15 protein-coding genes are annotated in these 22,570 nt (G+C 62.3%); 12 read left to right on the top strand and 3 right to left on the bottom strand.

The window, feature by feature from the left end; genetic code table 11:
• The first annotated feature begins 12 nt into the window (after positions 1-12).
• From XnspCFBP7698_RS03730 to XnspCFBP7698_RS03715, 4 genes are all read left to right on the top strand, one after another.
• Positions 13-504: a DUF4189 domain-containing protein gene (locus XnspCFBP7698_RS03730; RefSeq protein ID WP_104580445.1), complete on the top strand. Its 492-nt coding sequence runs from the start codon at positions 13-15 to the stop codon at positions 502-504.
• A 20-nt stretch (positions 505-524) separates the two neighbouring features.
• Positions 525-1,331 (top strand): PliI family lysozyme inhibitor of I-type lysozyme, encoded by an 807-nt coding sequence (locus XnspCFBP7698_RS03725; RefSeq protein ID WP_233548920.1) that lies wholly within the window; start codon positions 525-527, stop codon positions 1,329-1,331.
• A 104-nt stretch (positions 1,332-1,435) separates the two neighbouring features.
• On the top strand, positions 1,436-2,734 hold the full coding sequence (locus XnspCFBP7698_RS21870) for a peptidoglycan-binding protein (RefSeq protein ID WP_123137255.1): 1,299 nt from the start codon (positions 1,436-1,438) through the stop codon (positions 2,732-2,734).
• 315 nt (positions 2,735-3,049) lie between these two features.
• On the top strand, positions 3,050-4,666 hold the full coding sequence (locus tag XnspCFBP7698_RS03715; protein ID WP_104580443.1) for an alpha-glucosidase: 1,617 nt from the start codon (positions 3,050-3,052) through the stop codon (positions 4,664-4,666).
• Between the two features lie 855 nt (positions 4,667-5,521).
• Here XnspCFBP7698_RS03715 and XnspCFBP7698_RS03710 read toward each other — a convergent pair.
• Both XnspCFBP7698_RS03710 and XnspCFBP7698_RS03705 read right to left on the bottom strand, forming a co-directional pair.
• On the bottom strand, positions 5,522-8,296 hold the full coding sequence (locus tag XnspCFBP7698_RS03710; RefSeq protein ID WP_047693120.1) for a TonB-dependent receptor: 2,775 nt from the start codon (positions 8,294-8,296) through the stop codon (positions 5,522-5,524).
• A gap of 309 nt (positions 8,297-8,605) precedes the next feature.
• The gene (locus XnspCFBP7698_RS03705; RefSeq protein WP_104580442.1) at positions 8,606-10,687 is read right to left on the bottom strand and encodes a glycoside hydrolase family 97 protein; all 2,082 of its coding nucleotides are present in this window, start codon (positions 10,685-10,687) and stop codon (positions 8,606-8,608) included.
• Positions 10,688-10,929: 242 nt separating this feature from the next.
• Here XnspCFBP7698_RS03705 and XnspCFBP7698_RS03700 point away from each other — a divergent pair, with 242 nt between their 5' ends.
• From XnspCFBP7698_RS03700 to XnspCFBP7698_RS03690, 3 genes are read left to right on the top strand one after another with little or no spacing between them, the layout of a single operon-like run.
• Positions 10,930-13,116, top strand: a complete 2,187-nt coding sequence (locus XnspCFBP7698_RS03700; RefSeq protein ID WP_104580441.1) for a Six-hairpin glycosidase-like protein — start codon at positions 10,930-10,932, stop codon at positions 13,114-13,116.
• On the top strand, positions 13,113-14,594 hold the full coding sequence (locus XnspCFBP7698_RS03695) for an MFS transporter (protein ID WP_104580440.1): 1,482 nt from the start codon (positions 13,113-13,115) through the stop codon (positions 14,592-14,594). Before XnspCFBP7698_RS03700 ends, XnspCFBP7698_RS03695 begins: the two co-directional genes overlap by 4 nt.
• A gap of 47 nt (positions 14,595-14,641) precedes the next feature.
• Positions 14,642-16,267 (top strand): alpha-amylase family glycosyl hydrolase, encoded by a 1,626-nt coding sequence (locus XnspCFBP7698_RS03690; protein WP_199680092.1) that lies wholly within the window; start codon positions 14,642-14,644, stop codon positions 16,265-16,267.
• A gap of 146 nt (positions 16,268-16,413) precedes the next feature.
• Here the strand turns inward: XnspCFBP7698_RS03690 and XnspCFBP7698_RS03685 are convergent, their stop codons facing one another.
• Positions 16,414-17,535: a LacI family DNA-binding transcriptional regulator gene (locus tag XnspCFBP7698_RS03685; RefSeq protein ID WP_184371447.1), complete on the bottom strand. Its 1,122-nt coding sequence runs from the start codon at positions 17,533-17,535 to the stop codon at positions 16,414-16,416.
• Positions 17,536-17,857: 322 nt separating this feature from the next.
• Here XnspCFBP7698_RS03685 and thrS point away from each other — a divergent pair, with 322 nt between their 5' ends.
• From thrS to pheS, 5 genes are all read left to right on the top strand, one after another.
• A complete protein-coding gene (thrS, locus tag XnspCFBP7698_RS03680; RefSeq protein ID WP_005930235.1) occupies positions 17,858-19,762 on the top strand; it encodes a threonine--tRNA ligase in 1,905 nt (634 codons plus the stop codon).
• Between the two features lie 63 nt (positions 19,763-19,825).
• On the top strand, positions 19,826-20,353 hold the full coding sequence (infC, locus tag XnspCFBP7698_RS03675) for a translation initiation factor IF-3 (RefSeq protein ID WP_074052463.1): 528 nt from the start codon (positions 19,826-19,828) through the stop codon (positions 20,351-20,353).
• A gap of 250 nt (positions 20,354-20,603) precedes the next feature.
• Complete coding sequence (gene rpmI / locus XnspCFBP7698_RS03670) at positions 20,604-20,801, top strand: 50S ribosomal protein L35 (protein WP_002811096.1); 198 nt, start codon at positions 20,604-20,606, stop codon at positions 20,799-20,801.
• Positions 20,802-20,811: 10 nt separating this feature from the next.
• Positions 20,812-21,171: a 50S ribosomal protein L20 gene (gene rplT / locus XnspCFBP7698_RS03665; RefSeq protein ID WP_003484828.1), complete on the top strand. Its 360-nt coding sequence runs from the start codon at positions 20,812-20,814 to the stop codon at positions 21,169-21,171.
• A 303-nt stretch (positions 21,172-21,474) separates the two neighbouring features.
• On the top strand, positions 21,475-22,470 hold the full coding sequence (gene pheS / locus XnspCFBP7698_RS03660; protein WP_039410829.1) for a phenylalanine--tRNA ligase subunit alpha: 996 nt from the start codon (positions 21,475-21,477) through the stop codon (positions 22,468-22,470).
• Positions 22,471-22,570 lie beyond the last annotated feature (100 nt).

The raw sequence follows: 22,570 nt of genomic DNA, 5'->3' as shown, positions 1-22,570 counted from the left end.
TCGGAGAATTTGATGCGCATTTTTTTTACAATTTTCTTTATCTCGCTAAATTTTTTTTCTTCCGCATTTGCTCAAACTGCATGCCCTGCTGGCGTTGCTCCTGGAAGCCCGCAGTGCGGCCCAGATTCTGGTACGTCAAGAGGTGATATTCCTACGCCTCCGGCTAGGCCAACAGGTGAATGGTTGAAAACTTGGGGGGCGATCGCAGGATCGGACTCTACAGGAGAAGTGGGCACGACCGTCGGCAAGCTATCTGAGTCTGATGCAAAACAAGCAGCGATCCGTCAATGCGCTTTGGGTGGTGCGCGTGATTGCAGGGTTGATCTCGTTTATCGCAATCAATGTGCTGCCTTTGCCATCTCTAGTTCTGAGTCTTTTTTTCAGGCTTCATCTAGCGAGCAGCGCGCTATAGAATTGGTAACTAAGTCATGTGAAGCCAGTCGAAATGGATCTTGTGAGGTTAGATATTCAGGCTGCTCTGATCCTGTTTTTAGAAAGTATTAATATTAAAAATAAGGGTATTCATGATTTGTTTGATTGGAAATGTGAAATATTTATTTTTTCCTATTGTTGGTGCATGCTTCCTCTTGATTTCAGCGTGTAAGCTTGATAGCGCGACTTCTATAAAAGCTGGTGCAACGGAGGCCTCCGCTCAAGATCAAGTTCAAAGGAGTTCTGGATCACTACTGCAAAAGGATTTGAAAATGCCGGTTGCAATTAATTCTAACCTGAATGACCAAGGTGTATTAAAAGAAAAGATTAACGAAATTGCCCTTTTAATCAAGGCTCAGAACTGCACTGAAGATAGCCCGGGAATCATGCTTTGCAATCGCTCACCGATTGTGGAGTTGACTTTCTTAGGAGGCGCACCGATCACGGTAGAACCAGAAGCACTGTATCTGGATAGTAATGCAACGCTTTATAATGGCCCGTTGGACGAAAGCTACAAGAAGAATCGTCATTCTATTATATTGACTGACATCAATGGCGACGGGCATGAAGATTTAGTGGTGTGGTCTGGTAAGGAGGGTAATTATGGCGGCCCTTCATTTAGTGTCTATCTTTTTGATATCGCTAAGCAACGCTTGGTTTTCAATCAGTCGCTATCCGATATCACGGTCATGGCAAACGGTCTGTTCTCTGTAAAAGGGAATGTGCTGACGTCAACATCTGGTGATGGGTGCTGCATCCATGTGGTCGATACCTACGAGCTCAACAACAATGAGGCGGTGCTGATTGAGCGCGTAACCGAAGATACTAATGATCCGGCTAAGCCCAAAAAGCGGACTGAGCGGCTTCAAAATGGTGAAATGAGGGAGGTGGTTAACTAGAAAGTGGTGAGTGGTTTGTAATGAGTACATGCAACGCATCTTCGGATCTGTAATGCCGGCGATGCAACAACAAATTCTAATGACATGCACGTACGGAGTATACTATGAGCGATGGACGTGGTCGTAGCACCGAAGGCTTTGGTGTAGATCGGGAATCCTCCGTTAGGTTGATCGTCAAAACCGCTCTTGAGAACGGTGTGACCGATCCAAAGCAAATATCTTACATGCTGGCGACGGCTCAGCATGAGACGCGTAACTTTCAAGCGCCTGAAGAAGATTTCGGACGCAGCCAGGCGCGCAAACTTGGATATAGCGGCGGCGAAGAATTTTATGGCCGTGGCTATGTGCATCTCACGCACGATTACAATTATGCCAAGTTTGACAAGCTACTTGGCCTAAATGGCGAAATGGTCCGCAACCCGGACATGGCGAAAGACCCTGAAGTTGCGGCAAAGGTATTGGTTGTCGGTATGCGCGATGGCTTGTTTACTGGCAAGCCGCTCGATCGTTATATTGATGCTGACAACCACGACGTTTACAACGCCAGGCGTGTGGTTAACGGTGTGACGCCTAGTAAACCTTGGAGTATCGAAGCCGCTAAGGACTGCGAACGACACGCGGAAAGTTGGGAACGTCGTGTTCCCGATTTGATCGAAAGCGTTAAGCGGGATGGTGTTGATCTTAAAGCCAGCGTGGCACCGAGCTCGGCCTCCCATCATGCCGCAAAGTCGCACGACAGCCGCCTAGAACAAGGCGAGCGCGGCGAGCAAGTGAAGCAGCTCCAAGGTCAACTTGCCCAACTCGGTGCCACCGGCCGTGACGGCAAGCCGCTTCACGCCGATGGCGATTTTGGTGGCAATACCAAATATGCGGTCGAGCAATTCCAGCGCGAGCATGGACTGCAGGTCGATGGCTTGGTGGGACGGCAGACGCAAGCTGCATTAGGCCAGGCATTGTCGCAGCACACCGCCAAGCAGGCCGAGCAGACAGTCACTCCGGCAGCGCCGGTGCAGACATCCAGCCCCTTGTTATCCGATTCCCGCCATCCAGATAATGCGATGTACAACGGCGCAGTCAGCAAGCTGGAGGCGTTAGGCGAGCGTGGCGGCTTTGCCAGCCGCAAAGAACTTGAGCAGGCAGCCGGGCAAATCGTGTTTGAGTCCAAGGTTAGCGGTCTACACCGCATCGACCACGTGGTGCCCAACAAAAGTGGCGACGGCTTCTTCGCGGTACAGGGCGAGATGACCGACCCGGCGATGCAGCGGGTTTTCGTGGATCGCAGTCAGGCGCAAGGGCAGCCGTTGGAACACAGCAGCCGGCAGTTGGCTGAGGAGAGTCAGCGTCAGGTGCAGCAACAGGCGCAGACACAGCAGCACACCGAGACGCGCGGCCCAACGATGTAAGGGCTAGATAGTGCGGAATCGATGGCTCTGGCGTTGCCGGTGCCATTTATGTGTGGGGCGACATCAATGGCCCTGGCATTGCCAGGGTTTTTCCTGTGGGCATCGCCTGGAGACTTTGATCAACAGCCGTCCGCTGATCTATGTGATGGACGGGTTCTGGAAGATCCTGGATGGCAAGGAAACCTACGCCCGTGTGACGAATGTCTGCCCATGAATACGTATGCACGGTTACGCCCGATGTCGGTAGCGCAGCTACGCTAATGGCCTTGGCCGGGTGCTTATTCCAGCGCCCGCATTTGCCCGGGAGGGGCGTGCATGTTGCAGACACCATGGTGGCGCGGGGCCGTCATCTATCAGATCTATCCGCGTAGTTTTCTGGATTCCAATGGCGATGGGGTGGGCGATCTGCCGGGCATCATCGCCAAGCTCGACTACATTGCCGGGTTGGGGGTGGATGCGATCTGGATCTCGCCGTTCTTCAAGTCGCCGATGGCCGATTTTGGTTACGACATTGCCGACTATCGTGCGGTGGACCCTTTGTTCGGCACGCTCGATGATTTTGATCGATTGCTCGACAAGGCGCATACGCTCGGGCTGAAAGTGATGATCGACCAGGTGCTGAGCCACACCTCGATCGAACACGCGTGGTTTCAGGAAAGCCGTCAGGATAAAACCAACGCGAAGGCGGATTGGTACGTTTGGGCGGATCCGCGTGAGGACGGCACGCCGCCCAATAACTGGTTGTCGCTGTTCGGTGGTGTGGCGTGGCAATGGGAGCCGCGGCGGGAGCAGTACTATCTGCACAATTTCCTGGTGGATCAGCCCGATCTCAATTTCCACAACGCCGAGGTGCAGCAGGCGACCTTGGACAATGTGCGGTTCTGGCTGGATCGCGGGGTAGATGGTTTCCGGCTGGATGCGATCAACTTCTGCTTCCATGATGCGCAGCTGCGCGACAACCCGGCCAAGCCGGCGGACAAGCGGGTGGGGCGTGGCTTCAGTGCGGACAATCCGTACGCGTACCAGTATCACTACTTCAACAACACGCAGCCGGAGAATCTGGTCTTCCTGGAGCGCCTTCGTGCGTTGCTCGATCGCTACCCAAATGCGGTGAGTCTGGGCGAGATCTCTTCCGAAGATTCACTCGCGACCACGGCGGAGTACACCGCCCACGGCCGCTTGCACATGGGCTACAGCTTCGAATTGTTGGTGCAGGATTACAGTGCGGCCTACATCCGCGAGACGGTGAGCCGACTTGAGGCGACCATGCTGGAAGGGTGGCCGTGCTGGGCGATTTCCAACCACGATGTGGTGCGTGCTGTGACGCGGTGGGGCGGCGCCGATGCGTCGCCGGTCTTTGCGCGGATGGTGGTGGCGTTGCTGTGTTCGCTGCGTGGTTCAATCTGTCTTTATCAGGGCGAGGAGCTGGGGTTGGGCGAGGCGGACGTGGCGTTCGAGGATCTGCAGGATCCTTACGGCATCACGTTCTGGCCGACGTTCAAGGGGCGCGATGGGTGCCGTACGCCGATGCCATGGACCGACGCGCCGTCTGCGGGCTTCACCAGCGGCAAGCCGTGGCTGCCGTTGTCCGAGCCGCATCGGCTCGCGGCGGTGAGCGTGCAGCAGGGCGATGCACACTCCGTGCTGAGCGCCGTGCAGGCGTTCCTTGCCTGGCGTAAGAGCTTGCCAGCACTGCGCGAAGGCGCGATCACGTTTTACGACACGGCAGAGCCGGTGCTGATGTTCCGGCGTGAGCATGCAGGGCAGGTCATGCTGTTGGCTTTCAACTTGTCCTCCAACGTTGCCGAGCTTGCGCTGCCTGCAGGTGCGTGGAGCCAGATCGATGTGCCGGGGGTGGAGCGCGGCGTGATTGAGCATGGCCGCATGGGCTTGCCTGGGCACGCGGTGGTTTGCGCGACGGGCGGGGAGTGACGCCATCGCGTGCAGGTGTGGACGCGATTGAGTGATACCAGCGAGGCATTCCATTGGGATGCCTCGCTTCTTTTATAGGTCGTCAGGTTGCGAAACGGCACGCACGCAGGGCAGCGTGCCTGGCAAGCGGTTCAAGACGCGTCACATGCCGCTGCTGTTGCAGGCGACGGTGATGCATCTCTGTTGAACCGGTCTAATTTTGGCCTGATCAAACTGCTTCAAATGGTTGCCCGATCAAGCTGACTGCAACTGGCGGCCCTGCCAGTCAGCGCAGTGTCTCCTGTCTTGCAGCCTGTCTTGCGTTTGGGTGGCAGGCAGTGGGACATAGACATGTCTGCTTGGCGCTGAGCCCGTCTGGGCTATGGCGATCCCGTTTGTCCGAATTGCGATGTTGCACTTGCAAAGAGAAAGCCGCCATTGTCTAAACGGCGGCTTTTCTTGGAACGAAATTTTCAACGTCTAGACCGATGTGCCCGTGATTGCATTGCGATAGTAGTTCAATGCTTCTGCCGAGGAATATGCAGGCGGGTGACGCGGTGCATCTCGGGCGATGATTCTGTTTCCTTGGGTGGCGTACCCTCACCCCAACCCCTCTCCCGGTGGGAGAGGGGCTTTGGCGCCTCGAGCGGCAAGGGTTGACGTCGCAAAGTAGCGCATCGCTGGTCAGTGGTTCACTGGTCAATCGGTGCGGAACGTCCAGTTCGCGTCACGTCAGAACTTTCAGTCCGCGTTACATCACAACTGCCAGTTCACGTCACATCAAAAATTCCAGTTCATGTCACAGGAGAACGTCCAGTTCGCGTCACATCAGAACTTTTAGTTCACTTCACATCGAAACTTCCAGTTCACTTCACATCAAAACTTGTAGTTCACACCCAGCACAAAGGTGCGGCCCCATTCGATGTATTCAAGCGGACGGTCCTTGGTTTCTGCGTAGGTTCGATACGGCGAGTTGCTGAGGTTGCTGGCCTGCAGCAGCAGGGTCAGGCCGGACAGGCTGCTGGCTTCGCTGAAGTTGTAGCTGATTTGCGCGTCGGTGATGTTTTCGCCTACGACGTAGCGCAACGTGCGGTTGCCATTGAAGTTGCCGATTTCACCGATGAAGTCCGAGCGCCGGCGCTGGCTCACACGCGCTTCGAAGCCCTTGTGCTCGTAGTAGGCGGTCAGGTTGTAGACGCGCTTGGACAGGCCGGGCAGGCTGATTTCACCGTCGCCCACGCTGGAGGCGCTTTCCGGGTCGCGGATCTTGACGTCGCTGTCGTTGAAGGTGGCGCTGGCCTGGATGCCGAAGCCTTCCAACGGGGCGAAGATCAGGTCCAGCGGCAATGAGGCGGTGAGTTCGGCGCCGCGCAGGGTGCCGCCTTTGCCGTTGAACGGGGCGCTGAAGGTGCCGGTCGTAAGCACCGGCGCAGACCCCGGTGGCGGCACGTAGCCGGCGACCAGTGCGGAGAAGTCGTAGTTGTCGCGGCTCTGGGTGTAGATGTAGCTCTTCAGGTCCTTGTAGAAGAACGCCGCAGCTACATACGCGCGATCGGCAAAATACTTCTCGTAGGAAATATCCAGGGCGTTGGCACGCCACGGGTCGAGCATCGGGTTGCCGCCGCTGGCGCCGGGGCGGCCGGTGGAGGTGTCGACGCCGAATTCCAGCGAGGCACGCAGTTGATCCACGCGCGGGCGTGCGACCTGCTTGGCCATCGCAAAACGCAGGGTCTGCTCGTACGGGAACTGGAAGGCCAGGTTCAGGCTGGGCAGCCAGTCGCGGTAGGTCTTGCCATCGTCGATGGGCCGCACTTCGCTGCCAGCCGGCTGCGAGGCATCCCAATAATTGGCCTGTGACGATTGGTCGGCGCTTTGCAGCTGCACGCCGATATTGCCGCGCACGCCCACCTGGCCCCATTCGGTATCGATGTTGGCGCGCAGCCAGGCAGTGGTGATCTTTTCTTCGACCGTCCAGGCCTTGGAGACCAGGAACGAGGCATCGTCGCTGGGATTGAACAGCATGTAGCGCGACACGGCCGCCGGTACATTCCATGCAGGCAGCGAGCCGAGACCGGCAAAGCCGAGATTGACCGGTGCATATTGCAGGTCCGCACCGACGGTGGCTTCGCCCTGTGCGCCAAGGGTGATGTTGCCTTCCGGCTGGGTCTTCTGCTTTTCGCGGTTGGCGTAATTGACGCCGACATCCAGGTCCGAGAACCAGCTCAGCGCCTCGGGCATCGGGAAGCTGGCCTGCAGGCGCGCGCCCTTGAGCACGTCTTCCACGCGCGGCACCTTGCCGTAGCCGGAGCCGTAGATGGTGTTGGTGAGGAACAGCTCATCGGGATTGGAATAATTCATGCCCGGCGCCAGCTGCGAGAAGCCGTTGCCGACGACCGACACGCCCACGGTGTCCAACTGCGGCATCGGGGCACGCTGGAGATTGTTCTCCAGGTTCAATTCGTCGCGGGTGGCCTTGGAGTAGTTCAGGTCGGCGACGATCTTGACCGCGCCGGCGGTGATTTCGTTATTCCAGCCGAAGGCCTCGATCTTGTCTTCGCGCTTGTTGTACATGCCGCGGACCAGCGGATAGACGCCGCTGGCGGTGCCGCCGACGAAGCTGCCGTTATCGTTGACGCGCACGTCGGTGATGTTCAAGCCCGGCGTATAGCCGCCGTTGTAGTTGCTCAGGTTGAGCTCGAACTGGTTGGCGGTGTCGATTTGCTCGGCTTCGGTATGAAACGCGTCGAACGTGCTGGTCCAGGCGTTGGAAGGGCGGTACTGCAGGGTGGCCATCACGCCGTCGCGCTTCTGGTTGCCGGTACGCCGCAACGCCTTGATGCCATCGGAGAAATACACGCCATCGGCCACGCCGGGGCGTTGACGCTGTGCGTTGACCTGCTGCCAGGGTTCGTACAGACCCACCTGGTTTTCCTGGATCGGCATGTCGGTGTGCGCGTAGCCGATGGTCAGACCGATGGTGCGGTCGGCGAACTGGTCGATATAGCTGACGTTGAAGCGGTTGCCGTACGGGTCGACGTTGGCGGCCTTGCCAAGCGAATTGCGCTGATAGCGGCCACCGATGGCGATCACACGCTCGTTGTAACTGAGCGGGCGTGCGGTCTGCATGTCGACGGTGCCGGAAAGGCCCTGGCCGACCAGGCCGGCGTCGGGCGTCTTGTAGACGGTGACGCCGCTGACCAGCTCGGACGGGTATTGGTCGAATTCCACGCTGCGGTTGTCGCCGGTGCTGACCACTTCGCGCCCGTTGAGCAGCGTGGTGGAAAAGTCCGGTGACAGGCCGCGCACGCTGATGACCTGCGCACGGCCGGCAACGCGTTGCGCAGCCAGGCCGGGCAGGCGTGCCAGCGATTCGGCGATGCTCACGTCCGGCAGGCGGCCGATGTCTTCAGCGGAAATGGCTTCCACAATCGAGGTGGAGTCGCGCTTGACCGAAATGGCACCCTCGATGGCGCGGCGCAGGCCGGTGACCTGGACCTTGTCCAATTCGGTGACGGCGCCGGCGGGTTGTTCGGTAGCGGATTGTTCGGTGCTGCCGGTCTGTGCTGGCGTTGCCGATTGCGCGGCAGCCAACGTCGGTGCCATGGCAACGGCCAGGGCGATACTCAGCGCGGAGCGCTTGTGCTTCAACATTTTCCCCTCCCAGGTACATGTTGTTCTTTGATTTTTGATCCGGCAGACGCCTGGATGTCATGCGTCGCACGCCCGGACGGACGTCACGACGGCAACGTATGGTAGACACCGCGCCTGTGTGCAAACGCGGGCTGCATACGTATTCAACCGTGCTGATCGCGATGAAATCGATTCCACGCACGCTGTTCACGCAATGCGCCACGGTGGCTGCCGATCCGCCATGCGGGCGCGGCGCTCACGCCATCGCGGCGCCGCTGTGGTTCGCGCGTTGGCCTTGCAGGCGCTGCGGCAGCCTCGTAGCGGTGTCGCTCAGCGCTTGGCCTCCAGCGGCACAAAGCGAATCGCCTGGCCGCCGCCCGGCGCCAGACGCAGCTCCAGGGTGTCGCTGCTGCTCACAAGGCGCTCTTCGCGCACGAAGGCGAAGGGCTTGCTGACGTAATCCGCGTCGTCGCCATCGCGATAGATCTGCGCGGTGTAGCGCACACCGGGTTCCAGGAAGCCCAGCGGTACCTGCAGCAGGCGGCCATGCTCGTCGGTGATGCTGCCCAGGAACCAGTCGCGGCTATGTCGGTCCTTGCGCGCGATGGTGACGTAATCGCCCACCTCGCCATTCAGCGCCCGGGTCTGATCCCAGTCCACCGCCACGTCCTCGATGAAGCGGAACGCCTCGCGGTGCTGCAGGTAATGCTCGGGCAGGTCGGCGGCCATCTGGATCGGGCTATACAGCGCCACGTACAGTGCCAACTGCCGCGCCAGCGTGCTGGGGATGGCCTGGCCGTTGCGGCCCTTCAGGCTGACGATGCCGGGCGTGTAGTCCATCGGCCCGGCGAGCAGCCGGGTGAAAACCAGATTGACCTCGTGTTCGGGTGGATTGGGTGGCTGGCCCCAGGCGTTGTATTCCATGCCGCGCGCGCCTTCGCGCGAGATCCAGTTCGGATAGGTCCGGCGCAAGCCGGTGTCCTTGATCGGCTCGTGTGCGTTGACGGCGATATGCCGCTGCGCCGCTTCCTGCACCACGTGCAGATGGTGGCGCGCCATCCATTGGCCGTCGTGCCATTCGCGCAGCGGCGTGCCGCCGGCAGGATTGCGGCGCTCCACCTGGCCGTCGTCGCAGACATAACCGGTCTTCACCGAGTCCACGCCGAAGCGTGCATACAGGTCCATCGCCTCGGCGATCTGGTCTTCGTAATGGTCCACTGCGCACCCCGTTTCGTGATGGCCGATCAGATGCACGCCCTTGGTTGCGGCGTACTTGCTCAGTGCGGGAAGGTCGAAATCCGGCGTTGGCCGGGTGAAATCGAAACTGCCGCCATTGCCGAACCATTCGCCGTCCCAGCCCGGGTTCCAGCCTTCGACCAGCACGCCGCGAAATCCGTGCGCGGCGGCAAAATCGATGTAGCGCCGGGTGGTGGCGGTGGTGGCGGCATGCGTGGGGCCGGTGGCCCAGGTCTGCTGGTTGAGATGCATCGACCACCACACCCCGACGTACTTCGACGGCTTGACCCAGTCCACGGCCCCCAACGCATTGGGTTCGTTGAGGTTGAGGATCAGATTCGATTCCACCAGGCCGGTGGCCTGATCGGCGATCTGCAGCGTGCGCCACGGCGTGTCGAAGGGCAGGCTGCGCCGCACCTTCCAGCCTTCGGCGGCCGGCGACAGTTGCGCGCGCAGGCGCTGATTGTCGGTTCGACGCAGCCACATGCCGGCGTAGTCCACCAGCGCGGCTTCGTGCAGCGCAATGTGCAACCCGCTGTCGGTGCGCAACGTCATCGGCGTATGCGCCAGGGTGAGCTGGTTCAGCGGCGTGCGGTTGTACAGGTATTCGTAGTGGATCGGTTCGCCTGCCGGAATCCACCACACCTGGGCCGGCTGCGCGATGGCGAACTCGGTCAGTTCGTCGTCGATGATCGCTTCGCGCCATCCCGCTTGTTGCGGAAAGTGATAGCGCAAGCCGACGCCATCGTCGTAGACGCGAAAGATCACATCGAAGCGGCGCCGCGCACCGTCGCGCTCGCCCAGCCGAACGCGCAATTCGGCGTAGTGGTTGCGGATCAGGCGCGTTTCGCCCCAGGGTTGTTCCCAGGTGTCGTCGTGATCCTGACGTGCCTGCGAGAGCACCACCAATCCGCGGTCCAGGCGCCCGTCGCGCAGGTTGAAGCCCAGCCGCGAGCGCTGCAGCACCGGCTGGCCGAGGCGTTGCACGCGGTAGTACGGCGTGCCGCCGTCCAGCTCCAGGCTGACCTGCAAGACGTTGCCGGGTGAGTGCACCTCAATGGCAGTCACCTCGGCGTGGGCCAATGGCGCAAGACTGCCAAGGCAGCTCAGCACCAGCAACCGCGCGATCCAGGCGGCGCCCAGTGTCGAGCGTGCTCGACGTGAAGACAGCGGCATATCCCCTCCCAAGGCAACCGTTGCACAAGTGGCGACTATGCAGCCGCCTGCAGCTGCTGGGCCGCGCTGCGTGCTGTCGACGGCCATGAATACGTATGCAGTGATGCGTTGGGGCAGGGCGCGCGTCTACCATGGCGCCACGGCACCTGGGAGGGTCCGCGCCCGTGGCACGACAGTGCCGCGCACCATAACGCGTGCAACGAGGGAGGAAGGCCGACGGTGCGAGCCGTCTTGCCGCTTCGATGCTGAAGATGATCTGCATGGCCGCCACGCTTGGCGTGGCGGCAAGCTCGCCGGCATTGGCCGACGTGTTGGAATTTCAGGGGCGCCGGGCACAAGCGCAGGCGCTGGACGATGGCGGTTTCGTGTTGCGTTGGCCGCAAGGCGAGCGCCGCATCGCTGCACAACCGATGCGCTCGCACACCGCCAGCCCGATGTTCGACGCCTTGTTTGCGCTGGCGCAACAGGAAATGGCCGACGACCGCGTCGATGCAATCCGCGATCCGGCATTCAACGACGGCAAGCCGGTGCCCTGCCGGTGCTTCGAGACCGGCGAACGCTGGCCCTACGTATGGACCCGCGACGTCAGTTTTGCCGCCGATCTGGCATTGGCGCGGCTGGAGCCGGAACGCACGCGCAATGCCTTGCGGTTCAAGCTGTCGAGCGCGCGCGACGGCCGCACGCCCGGCCTGTTCGTTGCGCAGGACACCGGCTCCGGCGGTAGCTGGCCGGTCAGCAGCGACCGGGTGGTGTGGTTTCTGGCCGCACGTGGGCTGCTGGACGACCAATCGTTTGCCGACCAGGTCTGGCAGGCACTGCAGGCAACGATCGCGCAGGATCGCACTGCGGTGTTCGATGCGCGCATCGGTCTGTATCGCGGCGAAACCTCGTTTCTGGATTGGCGCGAGCAGACCTACCCGGAGTGGACGCGCCAGGACGTGCGCTTCATCGCCGAATCCTTCGCGCTCTCCACCAATGTGCTGCATTACCAGGCGCTACGCCTGGCCGAACAGCTCGCACGCCAGCATGGCGATGCACGCGCCGCGCACTACGCGCAATGGGCCGATGCGCTTCGCCAGTCCATCGATGCGCGCTTCTGGGATGCGGGCAGCAACCAGTACGTGAGCTATCTCGGCAATGCGGCGCACCCGGTGCGCTATGCCAAGGTCGATCTGCTGGGCGTGTCGCTGGGGGTGCTGGCCGATGTCTTTCCCACCGAGCGGGCACGCCTGGCATTGCGCAACTACCCCATGGTGGCCGGTGGCAGCCCGGTGGTGTGGCCGCAGGAGGCTGCGCAGCCGATCTACCACAACCGCGCTGTCTGGCCATTCGTCAGTGCCTATGCCTTGCGTGCGGCACGCGCGCTGGACGACGCACCGCGTATTGCGCTGGAACTGCAGTCGTTGATGCGCGGCGCTGCACTGGCAGGGTCCAACATGGAAAACTACGAGATGCAGAGCCTGGCGGTGCATCTGGAGGAGGGCGCACGCAGCGGCCCGGTGGTCAATTCGCCACGCCAGCTGTGGTCGGTTGCAGGCTATCTGTCTGCGGTACTGGACGGCGTGTTTGGCGTTGCGGCCGATGGCAGCGTGGCCCCCAAGTTGCCGCGTCGCCTGATGCCGTTGGTGTTTGGCGAGCGCCAGCAGATCGTGCTGGAGCAGGGCGCACAGCGGTATGTGCTGCAGCGCCCGGCTGGTGCAGACGGCGAGTTGCTGGTCGCCGGAGCGGTCACCCGGCACGGCCAGACCACCCACGTGCAGCTGATTGGACGCAAGGCCGATCCGACCGCTCCGCCGCAACCCAGCCAGGTGTTCGCACCGGAAGCCCCGGCTGCTCCGATTGCGCAACGTCGCGGCAATGGGTCTCGCATCGGCATTCCGGCCGGCACCACGCTGCATCTGGATGGCCGCGCGCTGGAGGCGACCGGGGCCTGGGATCTGCCCGATGATGGCCTGCTGCACGTGCTCAGCCTGACCCGACGCAGGAATGGGCTCGAATCACTGCACAGTCCTGCACTGACGCTTGGGCCGGTGCAGGAACTGCAAGGCGAGCAGTCCTGGCAGTGGCGGTCCCAACGCACCGGACAGCATCGCGTCGCGCTGCGCTATCGCAACGACACTGGCCCGATCAACACCGGTGTCACCGCGGCAGTGAAACGGCTGTTGCTCGACTGCCCGGGCAAGCCCATGCAGTCGCAGGTCATCGTCATGCCGCATAGCGTGGGCGAGCAGCTGTCCACGCAAGTGAGCTTCGATGTGGTGGCCGGGCAGTCGTGTACGTTGCGGCTGGAGGATGGCTTCAACATGAGTGCGCTGGCGCACTTCGTGCAGTACAACGGCGGCCGGGGTGGCCGCGACGGTGTGGTCAACACCGCGCAGGTGAGTGCGTTGCTGATCGGCCCAGCCGCAGCGGCGGAGGGCGTGCAATGACGGCCAAACCGCGCTTGAGCTTTTGGCACATCTGGAACATGTGCTTCGGTTTTCTGGGCATCCAGTTCGGGTTCGCACTGCAGAACGCCAATGCCAGCCGCATCTTCCAGACCCTGGGTGCGCAGGTCGATGACGTGCCAGGGCTGTGGATTGCTGCGCCGCTGACCGGGCTGATCGTGCAGCCCATCATCGGGTACCTGTCCGACCGCACCTGGACCCCCTGGGGCCGCAGGCGTCCGTATTTCATGGTGGGCGCGCTGTTCACCACGCTTGCGCTGGTGGTGATGCCGAACGCACCACTGCTGTGGATCGCCGCCGGCACGCTGTGGGTGCTGGATGCCTCGATCAATATTTCGATGGAGCCGTTCCGTGCCCTGGTCGGCGATCAGTTACCCCCCTCGCAACGGCCGACCGGTTATGCGATGCAGAGCTTCTTCATCGGTGTCGGGGCGATCGTGGCGAGCTTTCTGCCATGGCTGCTGACGCATTGGGGCGTTGCCAATACCGCCGCGCCGGGCCAGCTGCCCGACAGCGTGCGGTACGCGTTTTATCTCGGCGCGGCGGTGCTGTTCCTTTCGATCGCCTGGACGGTGTTGCGCACGCGCGAATACAGCCCCGCGCAGATGGCCGCGTTCGATGACGCACATGCGCCTGCCGCGACTCCGGCTAATACCGGCATCCTGCCGCCGCGGCTAGCGAGTGCCTGGTGGTGTGTCGCCGGCCTGCTGCTTGCCGCAGCCATTGCCTGGCAGCATGGCGATCGCATGCTGTACGTCCTGGCCGGCCTGTGCATTGCCTATGGCGCACTGCTGGCGCTGGCACGTGCCTTGCCGTCGACCAACATGCTGGTGGTCATCGTGCAGGACGTGCGCAGCATGCCGACAACGATGCGGCGGCTGGCGTGGGTGCAGTTCTTCTCGTGGTTTGCGCTGTTTGCGATGTGGATCTACACCACCGCCGCAGTCACCCAGGTGCACTTCGGTGCCGGTGACGACACCGCATCGGCCGCCTACAACGAAGGCGCCAACTGGGTGGGCGTGCTGTTCGGTGCCTACAACGGGTTTGCTGCGCTGGCCGCCTTGGTCATTCCGTTGCTGGTACGGGCGATCGGCCTGCGTTGGAGTCACCTGTGCAATCTGTGGCTGGGCGCTGCAGGGCTGCTGTCGATGCTGGTGATCCGCGACCCGCAGTGGTTGCTGCTGTCGATGCTGGGCGTCGGTTTTGCCTGGGCCTCGATCCTGTCGCTGCCGTACGCCTTGCTGTCCGACAGCGTGCCCGCCGCCAAGATGGGCGTGTACATGGGCATCTTCAATTTCTTTATCGTGATTCCGCAATTGGTGGCCGCCAGCGCATTGGGCTTCGTGCTTCGCGCATGGCTGGGCGGCCAACCGATCTACGCGCTGGCCATCGGTGGGCTCAGCCTGCTGATTGCAGGCGTGTGCGTGGTGCGGGTTCCAGTGGCCGCGGGAGGGCAGTGATGCGCAGTGCGATGTATGTGGCGTTGACGATGTACGCAGGCGTGGCAATCGCGGCGCCTGCTGCCAAGGACTATTACGGCACCCTGGAACCGTTCGCTGCAGATGCGGTGTATTTCGTGGTCACCGACCGCTTCGTCAACGGCGACACCGGCAACGATCATCGCGACCAGGGCGGGGCGCATCGCACGTTCGACGTGCCAACACCGTGCGCCGATGGCAGCGAGGACAACATCGGTTACCTGGGTGGCGACTTCAAAGGCATCGTCGAGCATGCCGACTACATTCGCGGCCTGGGGTTCGGTGCGGTGTGGATCACCCCGATCGTCGACAACCCCGATCAGGCGTTTACCGGCGGCAAGCCGATCACCTGCGGCAGCACGCTCAGTGACCACGGCAAGACCGGGTATCACGGCTACTGGGGCGTCAACTTCTACAAGCTCGACGAGCATCTTCCCAGCCCGGGCCTGGATTTTGCCGGCTTCACCCGCGCCATGCACGCCAACAAATTGAAGGTCGTGCTGGACATCGTGGGCAACCACGGCTCGCCCGCCTACACCATGCCGGTGGCGCAGCCGGGTTTCGGCAAGCTCTACGACGCGCAGGGGCGCTTGGTGGCCGACCACCAGAACCTGCCGCCGGCGCAGCTGGACCCGCAGCACAACCCGCTGCATGCGTTCTACAACACCGGTGGTGGCCTGGCGGAACTGTCCGACCTCAACGAAAACAATCCGGCGGTGCTCGACTACCTGGCGGGCGCATATCTGCAATGGATGGAGCAGGGCGCCGATGCCTTCCGTATCGATACGATCGGTTGGATGCCCGATCGCTTCTGGCATGCGTTTGTTGCGCGCATCCGTGAGCGGCACCCGGGCTTTTTCATGTTCGGTGAAGCCTTCGATTACGACGCCGACAAGATTGCCGGGCATACCTGGGCGCGCAATGCCGGCGTCAGCGTGCTGGATTTTCCATTGAAGCAGCAGCTTTCCGCGGTTTTCGGTCATGCGCAGGCGGGTTTCGAAACGCTCGCCACGCCGCTGTTCCTGCGTCAGGGGCCGTATGCGAACCCCTACGAGCTGATGAGCTTTTACGACAACCACGACATGGCGCGGCTGGATGCCAGCGATACCGGCTTTATCGATGCGCACAACTGGTTGTTCACTGCGCGCGGCATTCCGGTGATCTACTACGGCTCGGAGATCGGCTTCATGCGTGGGCGCGCCGAGCACGCCGGCAATCGCAACTACTTCGGCGTCGAGCGCATCCGCGATGCACCGCATAGCCCCATCTTCGGCCCGCTGCAACAGATCGCACGGGTGCGCCGCGACACGCCGGCGCTGCAGCGTGGCGTGCAGGTCGATATTGCCCTGCGCGGCGAACAGGCGGCCTTCCTGCGCGTGTACCAGCACGCCGGAACCAGCCAGATGGCGCTGGTGCTGCTCAACAAGGGCGATGCGGCAACCGCGATCACGGTGAGCCGCTTCCTGCAATCTGGCACGTGGCGCGATGCGGTCAGCGGCGAGCAGGTGCAGGTGCGGGGGCGGTTACTGACGCAGGTGCCGGCGCATGGCGTACGGGTGTTGCTATCGGATGCGCCGGTCACCGATCCGGCATTACGCAAGCAACTCGATGCGCAGATGGCCGAACAAGCCGCACGCGACGCCCGCGATAGGTAGAAGCGTGGCTGGGCACGACGAGGCATGGCCGGTAACGCCCCGTCGCGCCCGGGTGCGCTCCTACGCAGCGCTTAGCGGGCCGCGGCCGATCTCGCAACCTGCGGTGCATGCTGTCCCGAATCGAACCCCGAACCCCGAATCCCGATTCAGCGCCTGACGGCCCCTTCCGCCGCCCGGCCCGCCACCGCCTCGCCAGTGTCTGCGCCGGACGGGGTCCACCCCAGCGGCGGCTGCAAGCCGCTGCTGCGCGACGAGTCGCGTAACGCCAGCCGCACCGGAATCGTACGGCTCTGCGCCGCTTCGCCACGGATCAGCGCCACCAGGCTTTCCACCAGCAACGTGCCGGCCTGCTTGGTGTCCTGTTGCACGGTGGACAACGCCGGCGCCACCGATGCGGCCAACGCGATGTCGTCGAAGCCGCTGACCGCCACGTCCTGCGGCACGCGCAGGCCGCGTTCGCGCAGTGCGCGCATCGCGCCGATGGCGATCAGGTCGCTGGCCGCACACACCGCATCGAACGCCTTGCCGCTGTCGAGCAAGGCCAGGCAGGCGGCGTGGCCGGACGACTCGGTAGTGATCGCATCGAACTGCAGCGCTGCATCGGCAACCAGATCCTGCTGCGCCAGCGCGGCAACATGGCCGCGGTAGCGTTCCTCGAATTCGGGGTAGTGATTGGAGGCATGGCCCAGAAACGCAATGCGCCGGCAGCCCTGAGCCAATAAGTGCTCGGTGATGTCCAGCCCGCCCTGATAGTTGTCGCTGCCGATCGAGATGCCCGGCTGCCCCGGCAATGCAGCGCCCCAGCGCACGAAGTGCGTGCCTTGCTCCACCAGCAACTGCAGGCGCTGCCGCGACTCCTGGTAGTCGCCATAGCCCAGCAGGATGATGCCGTCGGCCTTGTTGCTGTCTTCGTAGTCGGCCTGCCAATCCTTGGACAGCTGCTGGAACGACACCAGCAGGTCGTAGCCCTGCAGCGCGCAGGCGCGGGTGATCGAGCCCAGCATGGAATGAAAGAACGGGTTGATCAGCGAATCGTCGGCGGTGGGGTCTTCGAAGAACAGCAGCGCCAGCGTGCCGGCATTGCGCAGCCGCAGCGACGAAGCGTTCTTGTCGACCTTGTAGTTCAGCTCGCGGGCAATGCGCAGGATGCGTTGGCGGGTTTCCTCGTTGACCATCGGGCTGCCGCGCAGGGCGCGCGACACGGTCGGCTGCGAGACGCCGGCCAGGTAGGCGATATCCAGCGAGGTGGCTTTACCCTTGATGGTCATGGTCGGCAACGGCAGGACAAGTGGCCGGCATCATGCCATGCGCCCGCCGGTGCCGTGCCGCCGCACGCAACGGCCGGCTGATTGGTTTACCATTCACGCCCAAGACCCCTTGCGAGAAGGTGGCCCGCGCCCAGCGCCGGCCCAGCGTGCGACATGAGCACTACCACCGCCCACCGTTGATCCCGACCGGCGCCCATTTCCGTGGCGCCCGCGACGCGGTCTTTCGCATGACCTTTCCCGCTTTTTCCCGAGCCTGCCCAGCAATGGCCAGATCTCCCATGGCAGCCGAGCGCTGCAGCCAGACCAGACCTCATTCTTGCCCATGATCAACATCACGCTCCCCGACGGCAGCCGCCGCGAATTCGAATCCCCCGTCTCGGTGATGCAGGTCGCCCAGTCGATCGGCGCCGGCCTGGCCAAGGCCACCATCGCCGGCCAGGTGGATGGCCAGCTGGTCGATGCCAGCGACGTCATCGACCATGATGCCAGCCTGCGCATCATCACCGCCAAGGATGCCGAGGGCGTGGAGATCATCCGCCACTCCTGCGCGCATCTGGTCGGGCATGCGGTCAAGCAGCTCTACCCCGAGGTCAAGATGGTGATCGGTCCGGTCATCGCCGAAGGCTTCTATTACGACATCTACAGCGAGCGCCCGTTCACGCCCGAAGACATGGCGGCGATCGAGCAGCGCATGCAGGAATTGATCGCGCAGGACTACGACGTGATCAAGAAGGTCACCCCGCGCGCCGAGGTGATCGAGGTGTTCGCCCAGCGCGGCGAAGAGTACAAGCTGCGCCTGATCGAGGACATGTCCGAGGACATCACCGCGATGGGCCTGTACTACCACCAGGAATACGTGGACATGTGCCGCGGCCCGCACGTGCCCAATACGCGCTTCCTCAAGGCGTTCAAGCTGACCCGCATTTCCGGCGCCTACTGGCGCGGCGACGCCAAGAACGAGCAGCTGCAGCGCATCTACGGCACCGCCTGGGCCGACAAGAAGCAGCTGGACGCCTACATCCTGCGCATGGAAGAAGCCGACAAGCGCGACCACCGCCGCATCGGCAAGGCGCAGGACCTGTTCCACCTGCAGGAAGAAGCGCCCGGTCTGGTGTTCTGGCACCCCAAGGGCTGGTCGCTGTGGCAGGTGGTCGAGCAGTACATGCGCAAGGTCTACCGCGACAGCGGCTACGGCGAGGTGCGTTGCCCGCAGATCCTGGATGTCTCGCTGTGGCAGAAATCCGGCCATTGGGACAACTACCAGGACGCGATGTTCTTCACCGAATCGGAGAAGCGCACCTACGCGGTCAAGCCGATGAACTGCCCCGGCCACGTGCAGGTGTTCAACCAGGGCCTGCACAGCTACCGCGACCTGCCGATCCGCTACGGCGAATTCGGCGCCTGCCACCGCAACGAGCCCTCCGGCGCGCTGCACGGCATCCTGCGCGTGCGCGGCTTCACCCAGGACGACGGCCACGTGTTCTGCCTGGAATCGCAGATCGAATCCGAGGTGACCGCCTTCCACCAGCAGGCGCTGGCGGTCTATACCGCCTTCGGGTTCGACGACATCCAGATCAAGATCGCGTTGCGTCCGGAAAAGCGCCTGGGCGACGACGCCACCTGGGACAAGGCCGAAGCCGCGCTGCGCAGCGCACTGGGCGTCTGCGGGGTGGAATGGCAGGAGCTGCCGGGCGAGGGCGCCTTCTACGGCCCCAAGATCGAGTACCACCTCAAGGACGCCATCGGCCGTACCTGGCAGCTGGGCACCATGCAGGTCGATTTCATGATGCCGGGCCGCCTCGGCGCCGAGTATGTGGACGAAAACAGCCAGAAGAAGCATCCGGTCATGCTGCACCGGGCCATCGTCGGCTCGATGGAGCGGTTCATCGGCATTTTGATCGAGCACCACGCCGGCGCCTTCCCGTCCTGGCTGGCCCCGGTGCAGGTCGTTGTCGCCAACATCACCGACGCTCAGGCTGAATATGTCGACTCGGTTAGGAAAACCCTTGCAAATCAAGGCTTCCGTGTCAGCGCCGATTTGCGTAACGAGAAGATCGGTTATAAGATTCGCGAGCATACGCTGCAACGCGTGCCATATCTGCTCGTGGTCGGCGACCGTGAGAAGGAAAATGGCGCTGTCGCCGTGCGGACGCGTTCGGGGGAGGACCTCGGGACCATGACGGTCTCGGCCTTTATCGAACGCCTGCAGGCAGAGCAGGCAGCGTGAGCCAACCCCGGCCGGTCTGGATGATCCGGATGCGCCGGTTCGATTCCTCTGGGAGATTGCAATATCAGTACCCCTGACAACAAACAGAACCGCAAGAACCAAGAAATCCGTGTGCCGCGCGTTCGCGTGATCGGCAGCGACGGTGAGATGGTCGGCGTGTTGTCGCGCGACGAAGCGCTCGCCAAGGCCGAAGAAGAAGGCCTGGATCTGGTCGAAATCCAGCCGCAGGCCGATCCGCCGGTCTGCAAGATCATGGATTTCGGCAAGTTCAAGTTCGAGCAGCAGAAAAAGGCCAATGAGGCCAAGAAGAAGACCAAGCAGGTCGAGATCAAGGAACTCAAGTTCCGTCCGGTCACCGACGAGGGCGACTACCAGATCAAGCTGCGCAACATGCGCCGCTTCCTGGAAGAGGGCGACAAGGTCAAGGTCAACATCCGCTTCCGTGGGCGCGAAATGAGCCACCAGGAGCTCGGCCGCGAGATGGCGGCGCGGATCGAGGCCGACCTGGGCGAAGACATCGTCATCGAATCCCGCCCGCGCCTGGAAGGGCGTCAGATGGTCATGATGATCGCGCCCAAGAAGAAGATCTGAGGATCTTCTTTCGTCCTGCGACGGCGCCCCTGGCGGGTCCGTCGCAGCCGCAAGATCAACGACTTGCAACAATTCCCGGCAACGGGTAGACTGCGCGGCCCGCTTTATCGGGGGCGCCGTGCGAGCGGCACCAGGACCTGTCCGGATCGTGTTCGATCAAGGACTTACAAGCAGGCAAGGGCAAGGATGGAAAGTGTGGTCGCAAGACTGCCGCCCGTGTCAGTGACAAAACACCATCAAGGACATTGCAATGCCCAAGATCAAGACCAACCGGGCGGCGGCCAAGCGTTTCCGCAAGACCGCCTCCGGCAAGTACAAGTGCGGCCACGCAAACCGTAGCCACATCCTCACGAAGAAAGCGACCAAGCGGAAGCGCAACCTGCGGCAGACGAATCACGTCCGTGCCGAGGACGCTGGCCGTCTCGATCGTATGCTTCCCTACCTCTGAGGACTGACCCATGGCACGAGTAAAGCGTGGCGTACAGGCGCGTCGCCGCCACAAGAAGATTCTGACCCTGGCAAAGGGTTACTACAACGCTCGCCGCAAGGTGTTCCGCGTTGCCAAGCAGGCGGTCATCAAGGCGCAGCAGTACGCCTACATTGGCCGTAAGCAGAAGAAGCGTAATTTCCGTTCGCTGTGGATCACCCGCATCAATGCGGCTGCCCGCATCAACGGCTTGAGCTACAGCCGTTTCATGAATGGCCTGCTCAAGGCGGGTATCACCCTGGACCGCAAGGTGCTGGCCGATATCGCCGTGCACGACGCCGCCGGCTTTGCCGCGCTGGCCGAGAAGGCAAAGGGCGCGCTGGCTGCGTAAATGCAGATCCCTCTGCAAGAGCCCGCACATCCGTGTGCGGACTTCTTAATGAGATAGTCCCTCGCAGGAGCCCGCACATCCATGTGCGGACTGCTTGAAGAAGCGGGTCATCGGATGTAGTCACACCTGGTGTGCATGCCTTCGGTGAGGTGAGACGCACAGATGCAGGGGGAAGGGCGCGAGTCCTTCCCTTTTTGCGTTTTAGCGACGTCGCCAAGTGGGCGATGACAGGTCAATGCAGTGACAATGCGTTCCGGTGCATCCGGAAACACCGTTCGGTTGAGCAGTTGAGGCGCAAGTGCAATGAGTGAGATTCAATCCCTGACCGAGCGTGCGCTGGCCGATGTTGCCGCGGCGCAGACGCCGGACCAACTGGAAGCATTGCGGGTGGCCTTGCTGGGCAAGAGCGGCAGCATCACCGCCCAGCTCAAGCAGCTCGGCACGTTGCCGCCCGAGCAGCGCAAGGCGGCGGGCGAGGCGATCAACCAGACGCGCGATGTGCTGACCGCCGCGTTGTCCGAACGCAAGAACACCCTGGAAACGGCTGCGCTCGACGCACGTCTGGCCGGCGAAACTATCGACGTCACCTTGCCGGGCCGCCGCAGCGAACGTGGCGGCCTGCATCCGGTCACGCGGACGCTGGAGCGCATCGTCGAAATCTTCGCGCGGCTGGGGTATGAGTTGTCCGATGGCCCGGAAATCGAAGACGACTGGCACAACTTCGAGGCGCTGAATTTTCCGCCGCACCATCCAGCGCGTGCGATGCACGACACCTTCTACTTCGGCGATGGCCGCCTGCTGCGCACGCATACCTCCGGCGTCCAGGTGCGTTACATGGATGCGCACACACCGCCGCTGCGCATGATCGCGGCCGGCAAGGTGTACCGCTCCGATTCGGACCAGACCCACTCGCCGATGTTCCATCAGGTCGAAGGCCTGCTGGTGGACGAGCATTCCAACTTCGCCGACCTCAAGGGCACCTTGTCCGAGTTCGTGCGCGCGTTCTTCGAACGCGACTTCGAAATGCGTTTCCGTCCCAGCTATTTCCCGTTCGTGGAGCCGGGGGCGGAAGTGGACATCGCCTGGCAGCAGCCCGACGGCAGCACCCGTTGGCTGGAAGTGCTGGGCTGCGGCATGGTGCACCCCAACGTGCTGCGCAGCGTCGGCATCGACCCCGAGCGTTACACCGGTTTCGCGTTCGGCCTGGGCGTGGAGCGCTTCGCGATGCTGCGCTACGGCGTCAACGACCTGCGCGCCTTCTTCGAAAACGATGTGCGTTTTCTTCGGCAGTTTGCTTGACGGCGGGGATTCGGGAATTGGGAATCGGGAATCGCAAGAGCCGCGCGCTCCATCGGTTCGGTTCCGAAGGCCCGGCAACCTCGCTTTTGCGATTCCCCAT

This window comes from Xanthomonas sp. CFBP 7698 (genome assembly GCF_003600855.1).
Taxonomy (GTDB): domain Bacteria; phylum Pseudomonadota; class Gammaproteobacteria; order Xanthomonadales; family Xanthomonadaceae; genus Xanthomonas; species Xanthomonas cannabis.
This window is presented reverse-complemented; position numbering and strand designations above follow the sequence as displayed.

Bases quoted from the DNA above. Each gene is read 5' to 3' on its own strand.
- XnspCFBP7698_RS03730 (WP_104580445.1), top strand. From the start codon at position 13: ATGCGCATTTTTTTTACAATTTTCTTTATCTCGCTAAATTTTTTTTCT.
- XnspCFBP7698_RS03725 (WP_233548920.1), top strand. From the start codon at position 525: ATGATTTGTTTGATTGGAAATGTGAAATATTTATTTTTTCCTATTGTT.
- XnspCFBP7698_RS21870 (WP_123137255.1), top strand. From the start codon at position 1,436: ATGAGCGATGGACGTGGTCGTAGCACCGAAGGCTTTGGTGTAGATCGG.
- XnspCFBP7698_RS03715 (WP_104580443.1), top strand. From the start codon at position 3,050: ATGTTGCAGACACCATGGTGGCGCGGGGCCGTCATCTATCAGATCTAT.
- XnspCFBP7698_RS03710 (WP_047693120.1), bottom strand. From the start codon at position 8,296: ATGTTGAAGCACAAGCGCTCCGCGCTGAGTATCGCCCTGGCCGTTGCC.
- XnspCFBP7698_RS03705 (WP_104580442.1), bottom strand. From the start codon at position 10,687: ATGCCGCTGTCTTCACGTCGAGCACGCTCGACACTGGGCGCCGCCTGG.
- XnspCFBP7698_RS03700 (WP_104580441.1), top strand. From the start codon at position 10,930: ATGCTGAAGATGATCTGCATGGCCGCCACGCTTGGCGTGGCGGCAAGC.
- XnspCFBP7698_RS03695 (WP_104580440.1), top strand. From the start codon at position 13,113: ATGACGGCCAAACCGCGCTTGAGCTTTTGGCACATCTGGAACATGTGC.
- XnspCFBP7698_RS03685 (WP_184371447.1), bottom strand. From the start codon at position 17,535: ATGACCATCAAGGGTAAAGCCACCTCGCTGGATATCGCCTACCTGGCC.
- thrS (WP_005930235.1), top strand. From the start codon at position 17,858: ATGATCAACATCACGCTCCCCGACGGCAGCCGCCGCGAATTCGAATCC.
- rpmI (WP_002811096.1), top strand. From the start codon at position 20,604: ATGCCCAAGATCAAGACCAACCGGGCGGCGGCCAAGCGTTTCCGCAAG.
- rplT (WP_003484828.1), top strand. From the start codon at position 20,812: ATGGCACGAGTAAAGCGTGGCGTACAGGCGCGTCGCCGCCACAAGAAG.
- pheS (WP_039410829.1), top strand. From the start codon at position 21,475: ATGAGTGAGATTCAATCCCTGACCGAGCGTGCGCTGGCCGATGTTGCC.